General features: G+C 61.9%; 21 protein-coding genes. 13 read left to right on the top strand and 8 right to left on the bottom strand.

Features of this window, described 5'->3' with window-relative positions:
* Positions 1 to 7 precede the first annotated feature (7 nt).
* Positions 8 to 520: a hypothetical protein gene (locus ACRESH_RS11160; RefSeq protein ID WP_431742043.1), complete on the bottom strand. Its 513-nt coding sequence runs from the start codon at positions 518 to 520 to the stop codon at positions 8 to 10.
* 379 nt (positions 521 to 899) lie between these two features.
* On the opposite strand from ACRESH_RS11160, the gene ACRESH_RS11155 reads away from it, so the two are divergent.
* Both ACRESH_RS11155 and ACRESH_RS11150 read left to right on the top strand, forming a co-directional pair.
* Positions 900 to 1376: an Lrp/AsnC family transcriptional regulator gene (locus ACRESH_RS11155; RefSeq protein ID WP_045182667.1), complete on the top strand. Its 477-nt coding sequence runs from the start codon at positions 900 to 902 to the stop codon at positions 1374 to 1376.
* A gap of 55 nt (positions 1377 to 1431) precedes the next feature.
* Positions 1432 to 1635 carry a DUF2788 domain-containing protein gene (locus ACRESH_RS11150; protein WP_431742042.1) on the top strand — a complete coding sequence of 68 codons (204 nt, stop codon included), beginning with the start codon at positions 1432 to 1434 and terminating at the stop codon, positions 1633 to 1635.
* Here ACRESH_RS11150 and ACRESH_RS11145 read toward each other — a convergent pair.
* The 4 genes from ACRESH_RS11145 to ACRESH_RS11130 form a co-directional block, all read right to left on the bottom strand.
* Entirely contained in the window at positions 1632 to 2198 is a 567-nt protein-coding gene (locus tag ACRESH_RS11145; RefSeq protein WP_431742071.1) for an rRNA large subunit pseudouridine synthase E, read from the bottom strand. The two genes, ACRESH_RS11150 and ACRESH_RS11145, sit on opposite strands and share 4 nt — an antisense overlap.
* Positions 2199 to 2267: 69 nt before the next feature.
* Entirely contained in the window at positions 2268 to 3773 is a 1506-nt protein-coding gene (gene amn / locus ACRESH_RS11140; protein WP_431742070.1) for an AMP nucleosidase, read from the bottom strand.
* Positions 3774 to 3805: 32 nt separating this feature from the next.
* Positions 3806 to 5458: an acyl-CoA dehydrogenase family protein gene (locus ACRESH_RS11135; RefSeq protein WP_431742041.1), complete on the bottom strand. Its 1653-nt coding sequence runs from the start codon at positions 5456 to 5458 to the stop codon at positions 3806 to 3808.
* 82 nt (positions 5459 to 5540) lie between these two features.
* Complete coding sequence (locus tag ACRESH_RS11130; protein ID WP_431742040.1) at positions 5541 to 7523, bottom strand: sensor histidine kinase; 1983 nt, start codon at positions 7521 to 7523, stop codon at positions 5541 to 5543.
* Positions 7524 to 7789: 266 nt separating this feature from the next.
* On the opposite strand from ACRESH_RS11130, the gene ACRESH_RS11125 reads away from it, so the two are divergent.
* The 4 genes from ACRESH_RS11125 to ACRESH_RS11110 all read left to right on the top strand — a co-directional run bounded on the left by ACRESH_RS11125 (position 7790) and on the right by ACRESH_RS11110 (position 11238).
* The gene (locus tag ACRESH_RS11125; RefSeq protein ID WP_431742039.1) at positions 7790 to 8587 is read left to right on the top strand and encodes a hydroxymethylpyrimidine/phosphomethylpyrimidine kinase; all 798 of its coding nucleotides are present in this window, start codon (positions 7790 to 7792) and stop codon (positions 8585 to 8587) included.
* A gap of 21 nt (positions 8588 to 8608) precedes the next feature.
* Positions 8609 to 9235, top strand: coding sequence for a thiamine phosphate synthase (thiE, locus tag ACRESH_RS11120; protein WP_431742038.1), 627 nt, complete (start codon positions 8609 to 8611; stop codon positions 9233 to 9235).
* Between the two features lie 15 nt (positions 9236 to 9250).
* On the top strand, positions 9251 to 10531 hold the full coding sequence (gene hemL, locus ACRESH_RS11115; protein WP_431742037.1) for a glutamate-1-semialdehyde 2,1-aminomutase: 1281 nt from the start codon (positions 9251 to 9253) through the stop codon (positions 10529 to 10531).
* Positions 10532 to 10689: 158 nt separating this feature from the next.
* Positions 10690 to 11238, top strand: a complete 549-nt coding sequence (locus tag ACRESH_RS11110; protein ID WP_431742036.1) for a tetratricopeptide repeat protein — start codon at positions 10690 to 10692, stop codon at positions 11236 to 11238.
* Between the two features lie 9 nt (positions 11239 to 11247).
* Here ACRESH_RS11110 and ACRESH_RS11105 read toward each other — a convergent pair whose 3' ends face one another.
* On the bottom strand, positions 11248 to 11574 hold the full coding sequence (locus tag ACRESH_RS11105) for a DUF1820 family protein (RefSeq protein WP_038606593.1): 327 nt from the start codon (positions 11572 to 11574) through the stop codon (positions 11248 to 11250).
* 129 nt (positions 11575 to 11703) lie between these two features.
* Here ACRESH_RS11105 and miaB point away from each other — a divergent pair, with 129 nt between their 5' ends.
* The 5 genes from miaB to lnt all read left to right on the top strand — a co-directional run bounded on the left by miaB (position 11704) and on the right by lnt (position 17015).
* Positions 11704 to 13032, top strand: a complete 1329-nt coding sequence (gene miaB / locus ACRESH_RS11100; protein ID WP_431742035.1) for a tRNA (N6-isopentenyl adenosine(37)-C2)-methylthiotransferase MiaB — start codon at positions 11704 to 11706, stop codon at positions 13030 to 13032.
* A gap of 123 nt (positions 13033 to 13155) precedes the next feature.
* Complete coding sequence (locus tag ACRESH_RS11095; protein ID WP_431742034.1) at positions 13156 to 14157, top strand: PhoH family protein; 1002 nt, start codon at positions 13156 to 13158, stop codon at positions 14155 to 14157.
* Positions 14150 to 14644 (top strand): rRNA maturation RNase YbeY, encoded by a 495-nt coding sequence (gene ybeY / locus ACRESH_RS11090; protein ID WP_431742033.1) that lies wholly within the window; start codon positions 14150 to 14152, stop codon positions 14642 to 14644. The genes ACRESH_RS11095 and ybeY overlap by 8 nt, the downstream gene beginning before the upstream one ends.
* Positions 14645 to 14649: 5 nt before the next feature.
* The gene (locus ACRESH_RS11085) at positions 14650 to 15489 is read left to right on the top strand and encodes an HlyC/CorC family transporter (protein WP_431742032.1); all 840 of its coding nucleotides are present in this window, start codon (positions 14650 to 14652) and stop codon (positions 15487 to 15489) included.
* Positions 15490 to 15497: 8 nt separating this feature from the next.
* The gene (gene lnt, locus ACRESH_RS11080) at positions 15498 to 17015 is read left to right on the top strand and encodes an apolipoprotein N-acyltransferase (protein WP_431742031.1); all 1518 of its coding nucleotides are present in this window, start codon (positions 15498 to 15500) and stop codon (positions 17013 to 17015) included.
* On the opposite strand, the gene ACRESH_RS11075 is transcribed toward lnt, so the two are convergent.
* The gene (locus tag ACRESH_RS11075; RefSeq protein WP_431742030.1) at positions 17012 to 17773 is read right to left on the bottom strand and encodes a YdcF family protein; all 762 of its coding nucleotides are present in this window, start codon (positions 17771 to 17773) and stop codon (positions 17012 to 17014) included. The two genes, lnt and ACRESH_RS11075, sit on opposite strands and share 4 nt — an antisense overlap.
* A 121-nt stretch (positions 17774 to 17894) precedes the next feature.
* Positions 17895 to 18212, bottom strand: coding sequence for a hypothetical protein (locus ACRESH_RS11070; protein ID WP_431742029.1), 318 nt, complete (start codon positions 18210 to 18212; stop codon positions 17895 to 17897).
* Between the two features lie 239 nt (positions 18213 to 18451).
* Here ACRESH_RS11070 and leuS point away from each other — a divergent pair, with 239 nt between their 5' ends.
* Together leuS and lptE are read left to right on the top strand one after the other, a co-directional pair.
* Positions 18452 to 21058, top strand: coding sequence for a leucine--tRNA ligase (leuS, locus tag ACRESH_RS11065; RefSeq protein WP_431742028.1), 2607 nt, complete (start codon positions 18452 to 18454; stop codon positions 21056 to 21058).
* Positions 21059 to 21123: 65 nt separating this feature from the next.
* Positions 21124 to 21732, top strand: a complete 609-nt coding sequence (lptE, locus tag ACRESH_RS11060) for an LPS assembly lipoprotein LptE (RefSeq protein WP_431742027.1) — start codon at positions 21124 to 21126, stop codon at positions 21730 to 21732.
* Positions 21733 to 21751: the final 19 nt, after the last annotated feature.

The following is a 21751-nucleotide window of genomic DNA, read 5'->3' as shown; positions in this document are numbered from 1 at the left end:
CACAGGTTCAATTGACGCTGTACCCGCGTCCAATCAAACAAGCCCCCTGCGCCCGTCGGTAGTTATCCACCACCTGCGCTGCTGGCGCATAACGCGCCGACGCCGGGTCGAAGCCGGTCTGCTGCACCGCCCAGCGATGACACTCATAGCGGTCACGCTCCAGTTGCTGCGGACTCTGCCCGGAAGCCGGGTAGACCATCACCTCATAGGGCGGTGTCACCACGACATAACGCGGGCCTTGCGGGCGATACCAATAGCCATTGGAATAGAAATACTCATGTCCAGCGTACGGCACCCGCCAGTACGGATCAGCAAAGCGATCGATGACATGCCCGGGCCGGTAGCCCTCATTGCGCCGGGGGATGTCCTGGTAATAACCGGTGCGCGGCTCCTGGGTCTGGCGCACCTCATCTGGACGCGGCTGCAGCGGCGAGCCACCCTGCCCTTCGGCCAACAGCGGCTGATTGAGGCCTGTGCACAACAAACCTGCAGCGGCCAGACACCTTACTCGCAACTTCATGCTGGTTCTCTCGGACCGTTGAATGACCGCAGGTTATCGGCCGCACGAGGAAAAATTGCAGGCATTAAAAAAGGGAGACCTTAGGTCTCCCTTTGAGAATTTTGTCCGTGCTCGACGCTTGTGACGTCGGCTCACCTCACGCTGTCTTGTGGACAGTGTGTCGCCCGGGGGCCGAGCACAACCCTGTGGGGTTGCTGGCCGCAGCTGCCCTGATAAGGCCAGCTGCACTGGACTGATGTCCGGGCAGTGATTCTGGGTATAAGCATACGATCGCAACGAAGGCAGCGGATTGCGAAGATTGCTCAATCAAATATCACTTGCGCAATTTTTACCCAAGGACTGATAATTCAACGCAATTGAAACAGAAAAGGCATGTTCCATGAGCAAACTGGACCGCTACGACCTGAGCATTCTTGCCGAATTGCAGCGCGATGCGCGCATCTCCAACCAGGAACTGGCCGAACGCATCGGCCTGTCGCCCTCGCCCTGCTCGCGCCGGGTCAAGCAACTGGAAGACGACGGCTACATCGCCCGCCAAGTGGCGCTGCTCGACCGCAAGAAACTGGGCTTGAGCCTCACCGCTTACGTATTGATCGGCATGGACCGCCACACCCCGGAGCGTTTCGAAGCGTTCGAAACGGCGATCCGCAACCTACCCCAAGTACTAGAGTGCAGCCTGGTCACCGGGATGGATGCCGACTATCAGCTCAAGGTGGTGGTCCCCGACATGGACCACTACCAGAAGCTGCTGCTGGGCCACCTGACCCGCATCGAAGGGGTGACCAGCGTGCGCTCCAGCTTCGTGCTCAACCAGGTGCTGGCCAGCACCGAACTACCGTTGACGCACCTGCGTTAGTCAGACCGGCAAGCGGGGCGTATAATCGCGCGCCTCAACTTGCCGGAGAGTATCGATGGATCCTGCGTTGTTCGAAGAATGGATGATGACTATCCTGGTCACCATCCTCATTGGTTTCATGGGTTTTATCGTCTGGGACCTGGCGAAGAAATCCAAAGTCGGCAAGTTCGGCACCTTCATTCTGTTTTTCGTGCTGGGCCTGGGCATCCTCGCCTTCATCATCAAAAGCGTGGTGATCGGTTACATCGAAAGCGCCTAGCGCCTGGCCGGGACTTCCCGCCATTGTCCCTGCTCCAGACCGTCCAGGGTCCAGTCGCCGATCCGCACCCGCACCAGGCGCAGGGTCGGCAGACCGACGGCAGCGGTCATGCGCCGTACCTGACGGTTGCGCCCCTCCTTGATCACCAGCTCCAGCCAACTGGTCGGCACACTCTTGCGAAAGCGTACCGGTGGATTGCGCGGCCACAGCTGCGGTTCTTCGAGCTGGCGGGCCTGGGCGGGCAAAGTGGGGCCGTCATTAAGTTCGACACCATCACGCAAGCGCTGCAGCTGTTCTGCTGTTGGTTCGCCTTCAACCTGCACCCAATAGGTTTTCGCCAGCTTGTGCTTCGGATCGGCAATGCGCGCCTGCAACTGGCCGTCATTGGTCAGCAACAGCAAGCCTTCGCTGTCACGGTCCAGGCGTCCGGCCGGATAGACACCGGGAATATCGATGAAGTCCTTGAGGGTTGCACGCCCTTCGCCATCGCTGAACTGGGTCAGTACGTCAAAGGGCTTGTTGAACAGGATCAACCGCGGCTCGGCCGGCGGCGCCTTGGGCAGGCGACGCGGACCTGCGGGTTTGGCCGCGGGGTGACGCGGCTTGGAGCGAGGGGGTAACGGCATGGGGCCTCAGCGGAACGGCGGCTCGTCGAAACTGCGCAGTTTACGCGAGTGCAACGAATGCAGCTCGGTGCGCAGCAGGTCCAATGCGGCGATACCGATTTTCAGGTGCTGGCTGACTGCCCGGTTGTAGAAGGCGTTAGCCGCGCCTGGCAGCTTGATCTCACTGTGCAGCGGCTTGTCCGAAACGCAGAGCAAGGTGCCATAGGGCACGCGCAGGCGATAACCCTGAGCGGCGATGGTGCCGCTTTCCATGTCTACCGCCACCGCCCGTGACAGGTTGATCAGCGGACGCTCCTGGGCCCAGCGCAGCTCCCAGTTGCGATCGTCGTAAGTCAACACGGTGCCGGTGCGCAGGCGTTTTTTCAGCTCGTCACCGCGCTCACCGGTCACTTGCGCCGCCGCTTCCTGCAGCGCCATCTGCACTTCGGCCAGGGCTGGAATCGGAATATGCGGCGGCACCACCCGATCAAGAATGCCGTCACGGCGCATATAGGCGTGGGCCAGCACGTAATCGCCGATGGTCTGCGACTGGCGCAAGCCGCCGCAGTGACCGATCATCAGCCAGCAATGCGGACGCAGCACCGCCAGGTGGTCGGTGATGTTCTTGGCGTTGGAGGGGCCGACGCCGATGTTGACCAGGGTGATGCCATCGCCATCGGCGGCGATCAGGTGATACGCCGGCATCTGGTAGCGGTGCCAGACCACACTCGCCACCAGCGACTGGGCCTCGCCGTTGTCCATGCTCTTTTCGATGATCACATTGCCTGGCAGGACCATGCGCACGAAACGCGGGTCATCGCGCAGTTGCTCCAGGCCATGAGTGACGAACTGGTCGACATAGCGGTGGTAGTTGGTCAGCAGGATCCACGGCTGCACATGGCGCCAGTCACTGCCGGTGTAGTGCACCAGGCGGCGCAAGGAAAAGTCCACCCGCGCCGCGTCGAACAGCGCCAGCGGCAACGGATCGACGTTGGCCCAGTCGTACAGGCCATCGGCAATACCATCGGTGGCGGCCGACAGGTCGGTGCTGGGGAATACCCGCGCCAGCGCAGCAGCAGTGATACCGCTACCGGCCAATTCGTCGCCCTGCTCGACCACGTAGGGGTAAGGAATGTTCTGCTGACTGACACCGACTTCGACGGTGACGGTGAAATCGCGCATCAGTGGCTTCAACTGCTCCAGCAGGTAGCCACGGAAGGCTGCGGGATGGGTCACGGTGACACTGTAAGTGCCTGGCAGCTGGACCTTGGCATAGGCGCGGGTAATGGCCGGCACTTCACCGTGGTACTGGTAGGTCAGGCGCAGTTCCGGGTAGCGGAACAATGCACGCTCTTCGGCATTCGGCTCAGTGCGGTCCTTGAGATAACGCTTGAGCGCCAGACTCAGGGCCACGGTGGATTTCTCGTGCAGGGCCGCCAACAGATCGACGGCCTGCTCGGCGGTTTCTACGACAACGAAGGCTTCATCAGTACGGCTCACAATGTACTTCCTGTCTGACATGCATATGCCCATCTTGCCTATATATTCAAGCAAAGGCACGCACGTTAGAGCGGCCAGTTCGGCGTCGAGCGTGCCACCAGTTCGCCAACATCAATGCCCCGTGGCAGCACACCATAGACACGGCCACTGCCACCCAGGCGGCTGCCGATAAAGGCATCGCTGACCGTGGCATTGCCCGCTTCAAGCAACAGTTTGGCTTGCAAGCCCAGGGCGATGTCCTCGGTGAGCTGGCGAGCGCGATACTGGCTATCGCCGGTATCGGCAAAGGCTGCCTTGAGGTTGCCGATGTGCGCGGCCAGACGCGGGTCACCATGACCGTCGCCAAGCTCATCGAACAGGGCGTCCAGTACACCAGGCTCTTTGGACAGCGCACGCAACACATCCAGGCACTGAACATTGCCCGAACCCTCCCAGGTCGAGTTGACCGGCGCTTCGCGATACAAGCGCGGCAGGATGCTGTCTTCGACATAGCCGGCGCCACCCATGCACTCGGCGGCTTCGTTGATCATCGCTGGCGCACGCTTGCAGATCCAGTACTTGCCCACGGCAGTGACCAGGCGCGAAAACCGCGCTTGCTGCGGGTCATCCGCCTGATCCAGGGCATACCCCATGCGCAGACTCAGGGCCAGCGCCGCTTCACTTTCCAGGGCCAGGTCGGCCAGGACGTTCTGCATCAACGGTTGCTCGGCCAACAGGCGTCCGCCCACCTGACGATGGGCGCAATGGTGAGCCGCCTGGGTCAGGGCCTGGCGCATCAAGGCGCTGGAACCGACCATACAGTCGAAACGGGTCATGGCAACCATTTCAATGATGGTCGGCACGCCGCGGCCTTCTTCGCCAATCATCCAGGCCAGGGCGCCCCGGAACTCCACTTCGCTGGAAGCGTTGGAGCAATTGCCGAGCTTGTTCTTCAGGCGCTGAATATAGAACTGGTTGCGACTGTCATCCGGGCGATGACGCGGCAGCAGGAAACAACTCAGGCCCTTGTCAGTCTGGGCCAGGGTCAGGAAAGCATCGCACATCGGCGCCGAACAGAACCATTTGTGCCCGACCAGCTCGTAGGCCTGGCCCGGCCCCGCAGCCCCCACGGGATAAGCGCGGGTGGTATTGGCACGGACATCGGTGCCGCCCTGTTTTTCGGTCATGGCCATGCCCAGGGTTACCCCGACCTTGTGCCGGTCACCTACGTTGCGCGGGTCGTACTCGGTGGCCAGGACCTTGGGCAGCCAGTATTCGGCCAGTTCCGGCTGCAACTTGAGCGCCGGCACCGCGGCGAACGTCATGGTCAGCGGGCATCCGCTGCCGGCTTCAGCCTGGCTGTGCAGATAGGTCATCGAGGCCCGCGCGACATGCGCACCTTCGCGCGGGTCGGTCCAGGGCAGCGACGGCAAGCCGTGCTCGATGGCCGTGCGCATCAGCTCGTGGTAGGCCGGATGAAACTCCACCAGGTCGATACGGTGCCCATAGCGGTCATGGCTGCTGAATTGCGGTTTGTGCTGGTTGGCCAGAAACCCTGCTGCCATCAACGGCCCGCCAGCCAGCGCCCCATACGCATCGATACGCGCCTGCGCCCAGCCTGCCCCGTAGTGCCGCGACCATTGCTGCAGAGGCAGGTCGATACGATACAGATTGGCCCCGTCCAGCGCTGGCGGCTGGTTGGTGACCTCATGGGTTTCAGCGTACTGGTGCAGGTTCATCAGGGGCTCCTGGATCTGGACGTGACTGATAATTTCAGTGAATCACGCCCCGCCCCCCGGTCAAAGTGACAAAAATGCCTAACTAGCCGCGATTTAGCCCTTGCCTGGCCAGTGCCTGTGGTTGGCTCAAGGCAAGGCTCAGCCCCAGTTCGAAGCGACTGCCCAGCCCAGGGTTGGACTCATGCTGCAAGCGGGCGCCGATCAGCTCGGCCAATTGCCGGCAAATCGCCAGACCAATGCCCAGGCCACCGTATTGGCGAGTCATCGAGCCATCAACCTGGAAGAAGTGCTGATAAAGACCTGGCTCGGCCAGGCGGTCGAAACCGATGCCGCTATCGCTGACACTGATGGACAGGCCAAGCACGTCCGGCCCTTGCAAGCGCCCACGAACCTGCAGCGTGACCCCACCCTGATGGGTGAACTTGATCCCGTTGTCGATCAGATAGCTGATGCATAGGGCCAGTTTATGCCGGTCGCCAACCAGCAACTCGGGCAAATCGGCCGGCGTGTCCAGATTCAGGTACAGCCCCTTGCCCAGCGCCGCCGCTACGTACTTGCCGCGCAACTCCTGCAACAGACTGCGCAGGCCGAACGGCGCGTTTTGCGCACTCAGGCGGCCGGCCTGCAGTTCGGTGAGGATCAGGATATCGTCGACCATGCCCATCATGTCCTGGGCAGCGGAACTGGCCGTGTGCTGGTACTGGGCCAGCTCGCGGCCCATGGGCACTGTCTGCATCAGTTCCAGCGAACCGATCACCCCATTCATCGGCGTGCGCAGTTCGTGGGTCACCGTGGCCAGGAACTCATCCTTCAAGCGGTTACTGTTGGCCAATTGCTGGTTGAGCATTTCCAGGGCCCGGCCAGTTTCACGCAGGGCCTGGGCCTGCTGGTCGCGCATGCTGTTGATGCGGTCGGCCAGGGCCAGCGACAGCAGGCAGACCTCCAGGGCCGAACCGATCTGGCTGGCATACATGGTCAGGAAAACATTGGGCAGGTAGCCCAGCACCATCAGGGTGTTGGCCAAGCCACCGAGCAGGAATGCCGTCCAGGCGATGATGAAGTAGCGCGCCACCCGCAGGCCGCGCCACCAGGCATACACCCCGGCAGCGAAGATGCTCACGGTGAACAACAACGCCAGGGCCGTGGCCAGGCGCAGGGCGATGCCGTAGCTGCTGACCAGCGCCAGCAGCATGACCAACCCGCCACTGGCCATCAACACCTTGAGCAGGCCATCGAAAGCGCGGTTGTGCTGGGCCATCTGCAGGAAGCTACGGGCGAACTGGCAACCGAACAATCCCGACGCACCGATGAACAGTGGCGTGGCGGCATTCGCCCACCAGGGGTTGTCTGGCCAGAAGTACTCCACTCCAGCACCGTTGACCGACACCTGGTAGAGGCCGAACGAAGCAATATAGAGGATGTAATAGAGGTAACTGGTGTCGCGTACGCTGAGGTAGATGAACAGGTTGTAGACCAGCATCCCCAGCAGCACGCCGTAGATCAGGCCGAGCACATAAAGGCGGGTTGGCTGCGCTTGCAGGTAGGCCTCGGTGGACCACAAGGTCAGCGGCGCCTGGACCGAACCCTGGCTGTGCAAGCGCAAGTAGGCGGTGGTGGTCTGCCCGGGGCTGAAGGGCAATGCAAACAGGTAGTTGTTCTGTTCAATCTGGCGACTGGCATAAGGCAGTGCGTCACCGGTGCGCTGAGCCAGGCGAAAAGTGCCGGTGCTGTCGGCCAGGTACAGCTCCAGATGGTCCAGCGGCGGATAGGCCAGTTCCAGCAACCAGCTGCGCGGCGCGGCCGCAGGCAACGCGGTGTAGCGCAGGTCGAGCCTGATCCAGAACACTGAGGTCGAGTAACCGGCATTCAACACATCGGCTTGATGCGCACGGAAATGCTCACTGAACGAAGGGGCACTCACCTGCGCGATGCTGGTATTGCCATCGCGGTCTTCGAACACCTGCATCACCCGCCCCAAGGGCAGGCTGCGCGTTGAGTCGTCGAAATCGACCGCTGTGGCCAGCAATGGCAACCAGCCCAGCACAACAATCAGCAAATAGCGCATACAGCCCCAGCATGGTCTGTCCCGGTCGTGTCGCGGAGGCCTCCTGTCCGTTTGAGGCGACGCGATCCGGCAGTAACCGTTATCGGTATAGTCGAGCACTCTAGCATAGCTTTTCAAGGCCGCCAGAGGCTACTGATGATTTTGAACAAAAGGCTCTAGAACAGCACTTTCAGCGACATGAAAATTTATTTTCTGACCACTAGATCAAAAAAAGCCTGGCACAGGGGCAGACCCGGCAAAAGCGTTTGGTGGTAAGCTCGCGCACCATGAATACCTACAGCTCCCGCCCCGTTGTCCTCTGTCTCTCCGGCCACGACCCCAGTGGCGGCGCCGGCTTGCAGGCAGATATCGAAGCCCTGATCGCCCAAGGTTGCCACGCCGCTCCCGCCGTGACCGCCCTGACCGTGCAGGATACCGTCAATGTCAGTGACTTTCGCGTGCTCGACCGCGAGTGGGTATTGGCCCAGGCCAACGCCGTCCTTGCCGATTCGACGGTAGCGGCGGTCAAGCTGGGCATGCTCGGCTCGCTGGACATGGTCGACACCGTCGTCGAACTGCTCAGTGCTCATCCGCACCTGCCGTTGGTCTGCGACCCGGTACTGCGCGCTGGCGGCGGTGGCCGCCTAGGCAAGGATGAAGTCGGCTACGCCATGCGCGAACGACTGTTGCCACTGGCCATCATCGCCACACCAAACCTGCCCGAGGCCCGCATCCTCGCCGAACTACCTGATGGCACGGCGGACGAATGTGCAGAAAAGCTGCTGCCCTTCGTCAGACACCTGCTGATCACCGGTGGTCATGGTGACGAGCACGAAATCCACAACCGCCTGTACAGCCGCGATGGTCAGCGTCATACCTGGACCTGCCAACGCCTGCCTGGCAGCTACCACGGTTCGGGCTGCACCCTGGCCAGCGCACTGGCCGGGCGCCTGGCCTTGGGCGAGCAACTGCAAAGCGCCGTACGCTCAGCCCTGGACTACACCTGGCGAACCCTGCGCGATGCCGAACAATTGGGCAAAGGCCAATACGTGCCGCGTCGTCTGCCACTGGATTTCTGCTCCTGATCTTCGCTTGAGGTCTACACCATGAAGTTACGCGGCCTGTATGCCATCACTGACCGTCAGTTGCTGGCCGGCAAGTTTTTGCCCTACGTCGAAGCGGCCCTCGAAGGCGGCGTGACCCTGCTGCAATACCGAGACAAGAGCCAGGACGAGTCCCGTCGCCTGCGCGAAGCCGAAGCTTTGGCCGACCTTTGCGCGCGTTACAAGACTCAACTGATCATCAACGATGACGCCGAACTGGCGGCGCGCCTGAGCGTCGGCGTGCACCTGGGCCAGACCGATGGCCCGCTGACCCCGGCCCGCACCCTGCTCGGGCGCGAGGCGATCATCGGCTCGACCTGCCACGCGCAGCTGGAGCTGGCCGAGCAGGCCGCCCGCGAAGGCGCCAGCTACGTCGCCTTCGGCCGCTTCTTCAATTCCGTGACCAAGCCGGGCGCACCCGCGGCCAACACAGCCTTGCTGGAGCAAGCCCGTGCCCGGCTCAAATTGCCGATCTGCGTGATCGGCGGCATCACCCTGGACAACGCCGCCCCGCTGGTCGCCCACGGTGCCGACCTGCTGGCGGTGATTCATGGCCTGTTCGGCGCCGACAGCAGGCAAGAAGTCACCCGCCGTGCCCGCGCCTTCAACGCCCTGTTCGCATCTGCCTGATTGAGAGAGCCCATCATGTCTCGTTCCGAAACCCTGTTTGCCAACGCCCAGAAACACATCCCCGGAGGCGTCAACTCGCCGGTGCGGGCGTTCAAGAGCGTTGGCGGCACACCGCTGTTCTTCAAGCATGCCGAAGGTGCCTACGTCACCGACGAAGACGACAAGCGCTACGTCGACTACGTCGGCTCCTGGGGCCCGATGATCCTCGGCCATAGCCACCCGGACGTACTTGACTCGGTGCGCAAGCAGCTGGAACACGGCTTGTCCTACGGTGCTCCGACCGCCATGGAAACCGAGATGGCCGACCTGGTCTGCTCGATCGTGCCGTCGATGGAAATGGTACGCATGGTCAGCTCCGGCACCGAAGCAACCATGAGCGCTATTCGCCTGGCCCGTGGTTTCACCGGCCGTGACAGCATCATCAAATTCGAAGGCTGCTACCACGGCCACTCCGACAGCCTGCTGGTCAAGGCCGGTTCCGGCCTGCTGACCCAGGGCGTGCCAAGCTCCGCCGGCGTGCCTGCGGCCTTTGCCAAACACACCCTGACCCTGCCGTTCAACGACATCGACGCAGTCGCCGAGATGCTCGCTGAAGTTGGCCAGGAAGTGGCCTGCATCATCGTCGAGCCCGTGGCCGGCAACATGAACTGCGTGCCACCGGCACCGGGCTTCCTCGAAGGCCTGCGCTCGCTGTGCGACAAGCACGGCATGGTACTGATTTTCGATGAAGTGATGACTGGCTTCCGTGTTGCCCTGGGTGGCGCGCAGGCGCATTACCGCGTGACCCCGGACCTGTCGACCTTCGGCAAGATTGTCGGTGGCGGTATGCCCGTGGGCTGCTTCGGCGGCAAACGCAAGATCATGGAGCAGATTGCACCGCTGGGCCCGGTTTACCAGGCCGGCACCCTGTCGGGTAACCCGCTGGCCATGGCCGCTGGCCTGACCACCCTGAAACTGATCAGCCGTCCGGGCTTCCACGACGAGCTCAGCGCCTACACCAGCCGCCTGCTTGACGGCCTGCAGCAGCGTGCCGATGCCGCTGGTGTGCCGTTCGTCACCACCCAGGCCGGGGGCATGTTCGGCCTGTACTTCAGCGGCGCTGACGATATCGTCACCTTCGATGATGTGATGGCCAGCGATGCCGAGCGCTTCAAGCGCTTCTTCCACCTGATGCTCGAAGGCGGCGTGTACCTGGCGCCAAGCGCCTTTGAGGCCGGTTTCACCTCGATCGCCCACGGCGAAACCGAGCTGAAGATCACCCTGGATGCCGCCGAGCGGGCGTTCGCCAAGCTCTGATTTTCTGCGTATCGCGGGGCAAGCCCGCTCCCACTGGAGCGAGCTTGCCCCGCGATACGCAGAAAATCGAGTAAAGACTTTGTAAGGTAGGCGCTGCTTATCCCATAATGTGCCACCAGACACTTTGGCCGCAGCTTTGCAGAGGTAAGTCGATCCCCATGAACCGCACCGGCCGCGCCCTCGCCCTGGGCTGCCTGTTGCTTCTTCAGCCCCTGCTGGCCTCAGCAGGCGGCAACCCGTTGCTGATTCCAGCAACGGGCCGCTGCACCCTCAATTCCCAGCCGGAAGACCTGCCCCAAGCCTTGGCCACATGCCAGCAGGCGGCACAGGATGGCGATGCACAAGCGCAATACGAGCTGGGTGAGTTCTACTACGAGGGCACCAACACGCCACGCGACCTCAAGCAAGCCCTGAGCTACTTCGAGCAAGCCTCGCTGCAAGGCCATGCCCAAGCCCAGTACCGGCTGGGAACCATGTTCTTCAAGGGCGAAGGGGTTGCGGCCAACAATATACAGGCGTACATCGTGCTGAAAATGGCGGCAGTCAATGGTGCCGAAGAGGCCCTGGACCTGGCCGACGAAGTCTCGGAACAAATGCCCCGCGAGGACCTGGAAGTAGCGACCCAGGTACTGGGACAGATCTTTCGCAAGTACCTGCTGGAACTGCAGACCGCCGAAGGGCGCACGCCCTTCTCGCCACTCCCCTGAAGCCTGGGCTTATTTTTCCGGCATCGGCATCGGAAACGGCATCACGTTGCTGACGCCGCGGGCCTCACTGATTTTTGGCGTTCCCAAGCGCTCGACCTCATCAATGCGCACAATCGAGTGCATCGGCACAAAGCTGCGCACCACGCCTTCGAATTGAGCCTTGAGCTTTTCTTCGCTCGGATCGACCACCACCTGGGTGCGCTCGCCGAAGACAAACTCCTCAATTTCAAGGAAGCCCCACAGATCACTCTGGTAGATCTGCTTGGCATACATCTCGAATACCTGGCCCTGGTTGAGAAAGATCACTTTGTAGATCGGAGCTTCGCGTTTGGTCATTTCGGCGGGGACAGTCACAGGTTGTAAAGAAAGCGCAAACTATAACATAGGCCCAGGACCGACAACGCTAGGATCCGCCGCCCCAGCCCCTTATAATATGCGGTTCTTCGAATTACCTGATGATCGCCCATGGCCAAGAAGCTTTATATCGAAACCCACGGTTGCCAGATGAACGAGTACGACAGCTCGCGCATGGTCGACCTGCTGGGTGAACATCAAGCCCTGGAGGTCACGGCACGGGCCGAAGACGCCGACGTGATCCTGCTCAATACCTGCTCGATCCGCGAGCGCGCCCAGGACCGGGTCTACTCCCAGTTGGGCCGCTGGCGCGAATTGAAGGACCAGAAGCCGGACATGGTCATCGCCGTCGGCGGTTGCGTGGCCAGCCAGGAAGGCGAGTCGATCCGCAAGCGCGCGCCTTATGTCGACGTGGTATTCGGCCCGCAGACCCTGCATCGCCTGCCGGAAATGATCGATGCCGCACGCACCACGCGCCTGCCCCAGGTAGATGTGTCGTTCCCGGAAATCGAAAAATTCGACCACCTGCCCGAGCCTCGCATCGACGGGCCGACCGCCTATGTCTCGGTCATGGAAGGCTGCAGCAAATACTGCACCTTCTGCGTGGTGCCCTACACCCGTGGTGAAGAAGTCAGCCGGCCATTCGACGATGTGCTGGCCGAGGTCATCCACCTGGCCGAGAACGGCGTGCGCGAGATCACCCTGCTGGGGCAGAACGTCAACGGCTATCGCGGCCAGACCCACGACGGCCGCCTGGCAGACCTGGCCGAACTGATCCGCGTGGTGGCCGCCATTGATGGCATCGACCGCATCCGCTACACCACCTCGCACCCACTGGAATTTTCTGACAGTCTGATCCAGGCCCATGCCGAGGTACCCGAGCTGGTCAAGCACCTGCACCTGCCAGTGCAATCGGGCTCCGACCGCGTCCTGGCGGCGATGAAGCGCAACCACACCGTCCTCGAATACAAGTCCAAACTGCGCAAACTCAAGGCTGCCGTGCCAGGGATCTGCATCAGCTCGGATTTCATCATTGGCTTTCCGGGCGAAACCGAGAAAGACTTCGAGCAGACCATGAAGCTGGTGGCCGATGTCGGTTTCGACTTTTCCTACTCCTTCGTCTACAGCCAGCGTCCAGGCACCCCGGCTTCCGACCTGCCCGACGACACCCCGGAAGAAGTGAAAAAGGAGCGGCTCAAGGTTCTGCAACATCGCCTCGACACCCAAGGATTCGAGATCAGCCGACAAATGGTCGGGACCGTCCAGCGCATCCTGGTCACCGATTACTCGCGCCGCGACCCCGGCCAACTGCAGGGGCGCACCGAGAATAACCGTATTGTCAACTTCCGCTGCGACAATCCGAAGCTGATCGGCCAGTTCGTCGACATCCATATCGACGACGCCCGCCCGCATTCGCTGTTCGGCTCGCTGGCGCATTGACCCGTCCTGCCAGGCCGCAATACTGGCCTGGCGACCCTTGATCGTTTCAGCGCTTTCGCCCTGCAGCGGCTAGGGTTATCCTTGAGTCCATCTCCATTGCCGTCGGGCGGCTGAAAAACGACCTTGAACGCACCCATAGAACCTCATCGCTTCATCCTCGAGCCCTTCGAGGCCCACCGTTTCGCCAATCTGTGCGGGCAGTTCGACGAGCATTTGCGCTTGATCGAACAGCGCCTGGCCATCGAAATCCGCAATCGCGGCAATCAGTTCGAATTGATCGGCGAACCCAAGCACACCTCCTCTGCCGAGCATCTGCTGCGCCGTCTCTATCGCGAGACCAAGGCCACCGAGCTGTCGCCGGAAATGGTTCACCTGTTCCTGCAGGAATCTGCGGTGCAAGAGCTGGAGAACCCCGCCGTCAACGAAGTCAGTGTTTCCCTGCGCACGCGCAAGGGCATGATTCGGCCACGCGGCTTGAACCAGCAGCGCTATGTGAAGGAAATCCTCGGCAACGACATCAACTTCGGCATCGGCCCGGCCGGTACCGGCAAGACCTACCTGGCCGTGGCCTGTGCGGTCGATGCGTTAGAGCGTGAACAGGTGCGTCGCATCCTGCTGGTGCGCCCCGCAGTCGAGGCCGGTGAGAAGCTCGGTTTCCTGCCTGGCGACCTGGCTCAGAAGATCGACCCGTACCTGCGTCCGCTGTACGACGCGCTGTACGAGATGCTCGGTTTCGAACACGTGGCCAAGTTGATCGAGCGCCAGGTGATCGAGATCGCCCCACTGGCCTACATGCGTGGCCGTACTTTGAACAACAGCTTCATCATCCTCGATGAGAGCCAGAACACCACGGTCGAGCAGATGAAAATGTTCCTGACCCGTATCGGTTTCGGCTCCACCGCAGTGATCACCGGTGACATCACCCAGGTCGACCTGCCGCGTGGCACCAAGTCAGGCCTGACTCAGGTGATCGAAGTGCTCAAGGGCGTGCCGGGCATCAGTTTCACCCACTTCCAGCCCAAAGACGTAGTTCGCCACCCATTGGTGCAACGTATCGTCGAAGCTTACGAGCGCTTTGAGAGCCATCAAAATGACATCAGCGAAGGCAGCAAACGCGATGCTTGAGCTCGATCTGCAACTGGCAAGTGATGCGCCACACCCGACTGAAGAACAGTTCCGCCAATGGTGCAAGCTGGCCCTGCGCCAGCGCACGGCCGACTCGGAAATGACCATCCGCCTGGTGGACGAAGCCGAAGGCCGTGAGCTCAATCACACCTGGCGGCACAAGGACTACGCCACTAACGTCCTGTCCTTCCCCGCCGACGTGCCTGACGAACTGCTCGATATTCCGCTGCTCGGCGACCTGGTGATCTGCATCGCTGTGGTCGAGCGCGAAGCCGCCGAACAGGGCAAGTCTCTGGAAGCCCACTGGGCGCACCTGGTGATCCACGGCTGCCTGCACCTGCTGGGCTACGACCACATCGAGGACGATGAGGCCGAGGAAATGGAAACACTGGAACGAGATTTGCTGGCGGAACTGGGTCATCCGGACCCTTACGCCGACGACGAACACGACGCACCCCACACTGATATCTGCAAGGATCACGAGTAACCGCCATGAGCGAAGATCGATCGAGCAACGGGCAAAAGTCCTGGTTAGGCAAACTGACCCAGGCTTTTGCCCATGAGCCGAAAAACCGCCAGGAGCTGCTTGAGCTGCTGCGCGAAGCCCACCAGAACAAGCTGCTCGACAGCGAGGCACTGACCATCGTCGAAGGCGCCATCCAGGTCGCCGACCTGCAAGTGCGCGACATCATGGTCCCGCGCTCGCAGATGATCAGCATCAAGGCCACGCAGTCACCGCGCGAGTTCCTGCCAGCGGTGATCGACGCTGCGCACTCGCGCTACCCGGTGGTCGGCGAAAGCCATGACGATGTCCTTGGCGTTTTACTGGCCAAGGACCTGCTGCCGCTGATCCTCAGGGAGAACGGCGACAGTTTCAACATCAAGGACCTGCTGCGCCCGGCCACCTTCGTGCCCGAGTCCAAGCGCCTGAACGTGCTGCTGCGTGAGTTTCGCGCCAACCACAACCACATGGCCATCGTCATCGACGAATACGGCGGTGTGGCTGGCCTGGTGACCATCGAAGACGTGCTTGAACAGATCGTCGGCGACATCGAAGACGAACACGACGTCGAGGAAGACAGCTACATCAAGCCGTTGCCCAGCGGCGACTTCCTGATCAAGGCCCTGACCCCGATCGAGAACTTCAACGAGTTCTTCGACAGCCAGTTCTCTGACGACGAGTTCGACACGGTTGGCGGCCTGGTCATGAGTGCCTTTGGCCATCTGCCCAAGCGTAACGAGACCACCGAAATCGGCCCGTACCGCTTCCGCATTCTCAATGCCGATAGCCGCCGGATTCACTTGCTGCGACTGACCCCTATCACCCGTTAAGGACAACCATGCGCTGGATCACCCGCCCCGGCTGGCCCGGTAACCTGCTGGCCGTGGCGGCCGGTGCAATCACCACCCTGGCCCTGGCGCCGTTCGACATCTGGCCACTGGCGTTGCTGGCGGCCGGCCTGTTCTACCTCGGCCTGCGCGAGCTGAGCCCACGCCAGGCCCTCGGCCGTGGCTGGTGCTTCGGCTTCGGTCTGTACGCCGCCGGCACCAGCTGGATCTACGTCAGCATCAACACCTACGGCGGCGCCACGCCGCTGCTGGCCACGACCCTGCTGCTGGCATTCTTTGCCGCAATCGCCTGGTTCTTTGCCCTGCCCGCCTGGCTCTGGGCGCGCTGGTTGCGACGCAACGAGGCGCCCCTGGCCGACGCCCTGTGCTTCGCCGCCTTGTGGGTCGGCCAGGAAGCCTTCCGCGGCTGGTTCCTTACCGGTTTCCCCTGGCTCTATTCCGGCTACAGCCAGCTTGACGGTCCCTTGTCCGGCCTGGCGCCGGTCGGTGGCATGTGGCTGATCTCCTTCTGCCTGGCCTTGTGTGCCGCCCTGCTGTGCAACCTGCCTCGCCTGCGGGAACGCAAGTCCTTCCTGGCAGTGGCCATCGTACTGTTGCTGGCGCCCTGGGCCGTGGGCCTGGCCCTGAAGAACCACGCCTGGACCGAGCCTGCCGGCAAGCCCCTGACGGTTGCCGCCCTGCAGGGTAACGTCGAGCAGGAGCTGAAGTGGAACCCCGAACACGTCAACGCTCAGTTAGCCCTGTACCGGGACATGAGTTTCAGCTCCAAGCCGGTCGATCTGCTGGTCTGGCCGGAGACCGCGGTACCGGTCCTCAAGGATCAATCCCAGGGCTACCTGGACATGATGGGCAGTTTCGCCGCCGACCGTCATTCGGCACTGATCACGGGGATTCCGGTACGCGAAGTCGTGCACCAGCAACGTCGCTACTACAACGGCATTACCGTGACCGGTGAAGGCGACGGCACCTACCTCAAACAGAAGCTGGTGCCCTTTGGCGAATACGTGCCCTTGCAAGACATGCTTCGCGGCCTCATCGCCTTCTTCGACCTACCGATGTCGGACTTTGCCCGCGGCCCTGCGGATCAGCCGCTGCTGCAGGCCAAGGGCTATCAGATCGCGCCCTACATCTGCTACGAAGTGGTCTACCCGGAGTTCGCTGCGAGCCTGGCAGCCCGTAGCGACATCCTCCTGACCATCAGCAACGACACCTGGTTCGGCACCTCGATCGGCCCCCTGCAACACTTGCAGATGGCTCAGATGCGCGCGCTAGAGGCCGGTCGCTGGATGATTCGCGCCACCAACAATGGCGTCACCGGGCTGATCGATCCATTCGGACGCATCACCACGCAGATTCCGCAGTTCGAGCGCGGCATCCTCTACGGTGAAGTGGTGCCGATGCAGCAGCTCACGCCTTACCTGCAATGGCGCTCCTGGCCACTGCTGATTCTCTGCACGCTGCTGCTGGGCTGGGCCCTGCTGGCCAGCCGGATCGCCAAGACCGTTTAGTAGAACAGCCGGTAACCGAGCAGGCCGACTGCCTCATTGAGCAGTTGGCCGCTCTGCCAGATTGACTTGTTTTCCGGCAGCCAGCCGCCGAACGGCCGGGCATGCTCACGGCCGAGAAAGCCGACCGGCGCCGGCACCACGGCAAAACCCGCCTGCTCGAAGCTCCAGCGCGAGCGCTGCATATGCCAGGCCTGGGTCACCACGACCACACGCTTGATACCCTGAGGCAACAGGATCTGCGCACTCATCTGGGCATTCTCCCAGGTGGTCCGGCTGCGTTCCTCCTTCCAGCGCACACTCACGCCCAGATCACGCTGCAGTGCATCGGCCATCAGCTGTGCCTCGCTGGGCGGGGTGCCATAGTGCAAACCACCGCTGATCAACAGCGGCAGGCCCGAGGCCTTGGCCAACTGCGCGGCATACCGCAGGCGTTCCATGGCCACACCCGTGGGTTGGTCAACGAAGTCCCAGGCCGGGTCGCCGCGCTCGCGCCCAGCCCCAAGTACAACAATGGCATCAGCCTGCTTGGCCAGATGCGCCCATTGCTCATGACTCAAGGCCGGCTCGGTTTCCAGCACGCGCGCCGAATGCTCGACGACAATCGGCAGGCTCATCGCCCACAACCCCCCCAGCCCCAGGACAAAACACAGGGCAGACAGGCGCGGCCAGGAACGACGCAGCCACCAGGCCGCGATCAACAGCAGGAACAGCACGCCGGGCGGCAGGATCATTTGCTTGATGAAATAACGAATAGGCACAGGTCACCTCCATGGAGGTGCGCAGCCTAAGAGGATCGGCACCTGGCAACAATAGTCAGATGCCGATCATCTTGTTTTCCGAAGGGGGCGCACTCCACATTGCGCCTAGGAATCCGAGCGGCTACTTGAGTTGCCGCGTCCTGGATTTTGCCGTGGTGGTGGAGCGTGCCTTGTCCTTGAGCCAGACAACCCTGGCCGAAGGTGGCGGCTCCGCTGATAGCCGTGCACCAGCGCATCCATGCCTGCCCTCTGGAAGGGAGTCCAGATAGGCCTTTATCACATCGAATTCAGCGCGGCTAAGGCCACGCAACTCCAATTCAGCAGGCACTTCATCGCGTAACCGAACGGAGGCTCTGGCGATATCCAGGGCGAGCCCCAGACGATCGATCAGCCGTTCGTAAAGCTCCGGTTTTGTTGCTTGCAGCTGTGACTCTCCCATCCGTTCACCTCATTGAAGATAAAGTATCTTCCCCCACAAATGAGCTTAGCGTTACTCGCAAAAGCAGCCGGACGCCGCGACCAACGGCCCGCAGCGCCGCAGGCGGTGCAATCAGGGTTTCCCTCGGTGGACAGGGGTCATGTATGCTAGGGCGTTCACCATACTTGACACCGGATTGCCGATGCAGCGGATTGATCGCTGCCTGGATAAGGTCTCCCATTTCTCAGCGCAAAGTAGCCATGCACGAACTCTATCAGCCCCGCGAAATCGAAGCCGCCGCCCAGTCTTACTGGGACGAGCGAAAGTCTTTTGAAGTCAGTGAACAGCCAGGCAAGGACGCGTTCTATTGCCTATCGATGTTCCCGTACCCAAGCGGCAAGCTACATATGGGCCACGTGCGCAACTACACCATCGGTGACGTAATCGCCCGTTACCAGCGCATGCTCGGCAAGAACGTCCTGCAGCCAATGGGTTGGGACGCCTTCGGCATGCCGGCGGAAAACGCCGCGATGAAAAACAACGTCGCCCCGGCCAAGTGGACCTACGAAAACATCGACTACATGAAGACCCAGCTCAAGAGCCTGGGCCTGGCCTTCGACTGGTCGCGCGAAGTGACCACCTGCAAACCGGATTACTACCGCTGGGAACAATGGCTGTTCACTCGCCTGTTCGAGAAAGGCGTGATCTACCGCAAAAATGGCACCGTGAACTGGGACCCGGCCGACCAGACCGTACTGGCCAACGAGCAGGTCATCGACGGCCGCGGCTGGCGTTCGGGCGCGCTGATCGAGAAGCGCGAAATCCCGATGTACTACTTCAAGATCACCGACTATGCCGACGAGCTGCTGGAAAGCCTCGACGAGCTGCCGGGCTGGCCTGAACAGGTCAAGACCATGCAACGCAACTGGATCGGCAAGTCCCGCGGCATGGAAGTGCAGTTCCCCTTTGATCAGGCCAGCATCGGCCACGCCGGGGCGCTGAAGGTCTTCACCACCCGCCCTGATACCCTGATGGGCGCCACCTACGTGGCCGTTGCCGCCGAGCACCCGCTGGCCACCCAGGCCGCCCAGGGCAACCCCGAACTGCAAGCGTTCATCGATGAATGCAAGAGCGGCAGCGTCGCCGAAGCCGATGTCGCCACCCAGGAGAAAAAGGGCCTGGCCACCTCGCTGTTCGTCGAGCACCCGCTGACCGGTGAAAAGCTGCCAGTATGGGTCGCCAACTATGTGCTGATGCACTACGGTGATGGCGCGGTAATGGCCGTTCCGGCCCACGACGAGCGCGATTTCGAGTTCGCCAAAAAATACAACCTGCCCTTCAAGGCCGTAATACGCACCAGCCTGGGCGACGAAGTCGCCGCAGAATGGGATGCCGCCTGCGGTGAGAACGGTCAGTTGATCAACTCCGGCGAATTCGACGGTCTGGACTTCCCAGGCGCCTTCGACGCCATCGAAGTGGCCCTGATCAAGAAAGAGCTGGGCAAATCGCGTACCCAGTTCCGCCTGCGTGACTGGGGCATCAGCCGCCAGCGCTACTGGGGCTGCCCGATCCCGATCATCCACTGCCCATCCTGTGGCGATGTGCCGGTACCGGAAGACCAGTTGCCCGTTAAGTTGCCTGAAGACGTGGTACCGGATGGCGCCGGTTCGCCACTGGCACGCATGCCTGAATTCTACGCGTGCACCTGCCCGAAATGCGGCACTGCGGCCAAGCGCGAAACCGACACCATGGACACCTTCGTCGAGTCGTCCTGGTATTTCGCCCGTTACGCCTCGCCGAACTACGAGGGCGGCCTGGTCGACCCGAAAGCGGCCAACCACTGGCTGCCGGTAGACCAGTACATCGGTGGCATCGAACACGCCATCCTGCACCTGCTCTATGCACGCTTCTTCCACAAGCTGATGCGTGACGAAGGCCTGGTCACCTCCAACGAGCCATTCAAGAACCTGCTGACCCAGGGCATGGTCGTTGCCGATACCTACTACCGCGTAGCCAGCAACGGCGGCAAGGACTGGTTCAACCCGGCCGACGTCGAGGTCGAGCGCGACGCCAAGGCCAAGATCATCGGCGCACGCCTGAAAACCGACGGCTTGCCGGTCGAGATCGGCGGCACCGAGAAGATGTCCAAATCCAAGAACAACGGCGTTGACCCGCAGGCAATGATTGATGCCTACGGTGCTGACACCTGCCGCCTGTTCATGATGTTCGCCTCGCCGCCAGACATGAGCCTGGAATGGTCCGACTCCGGCGTCGAAGGTGCCAACCGCTTCCTGCGTCGCGTCTGGCGCCTGGCCCATACCCATGTAACCCAGGGCCTGCCGGGCAAGCTGGACGTTGCCGCCCTGGACGATGCGCAGAAGGTGATTCGCCGTGCCATTCACGCGGCCATCAAACAGGCCAGCACCGATGTCGGCCAGTACCACAAGTTCAACACCGCCATCGCCCAGGTGATGACCCTGATGAACGTGCTGGAAAAGGCCCCGCAAGCCAGCGAACAGGACCGCGCCCTGCTGCACGAAGGCCTGGAAACCGTCGCTTTGCTGCTGGCCCCGATCACCCCGCACATCAGCCATGAATTGTGGCACCGCCTCGGTCACCAGGGTGCGGTGATCGATGCTGGCTGGCCGGTGCTGGACGAAAGCGCCCTGGTTCAAGACAGCATCGTCCTGGTCATCCAGGTCAACGGCAAACTGCGCGGACAGATCGAAATGCCGGCCGCGGCTAGCCGCGAGGACGTCGAAGCCGCTGCCCGCAGCAACGAAAACGTGCTGCGTTTCACCGAAGGCCTGAGCATCCGCAAGGTCATCGTGGTACCGGGCAAGCTGGTCAACATCGTCGCCAACTGACAGGAAGACCGGCCCGCATGAATAGCGGGCCGGTACACAGAATCGGCCCACAAGGGAGCAACAAGATGATCAAACGCAATCTGCTGGTAATGGGCCTGGCCGTGATGCTCAGCGCCTGCGGTTTCCAGCTGCGCGGTACCGGCACCAACGAACTGGCGATCAAGGAACTGGACCTGAGCGCGCGCAACGCCTACGGCGAAACCGTCACCCAACTGCGCCAGGCCTTGCAGAGCAGCGGTGTCAACGTCCACGCGGGTGCGCCTTACAAGCTGGTGTTGACCAACGAGGCGGAAACCCAGCGTGCAGCCACTTATGCTGGCGGCTCGGGACGCTCGGCCGAGTATGAGCTGACCACCGTGCTGAGCTACAGCATTGAAGGCCACAACGATACCAACCTGCTCAACGACAAGCTCGAAGTGCGCAAGATCTACGTGCACGACGGCAACAACATCACCGGCTCCCAACAGGAAGCCACGCAGACCCGCGCAGAAATGCGCCGCGATCTGGTGCAGAACATGCTTGTGCGCCTGCAACTGCTGACCCCAAGCCAGCTCGACGGCCTGCAACAACAAGCCGACGAGCGCGCCAAGGCCCAAGCCGACGCCCTGGAAGCGGCCCGCCGCGCCCAGGACGAGACGCCCCAGCAGTCGCCCCTGCAATTGCCGATCAACTGAGCCTGAACGGGGCACTTCA

The organism is Pseudomonas sp., from assembly GCF_050739775.1.
Taxonomy (GTDB): domain Bacteria; phylum Pseudomonadota; class Gammaproteobacteria; order Pseudomonadales; family Pseudomonadaceae; genus Aquipseudomonas.
This window is presented reverse-complemented; position numbering and strand designations above follow the sequence as displayed.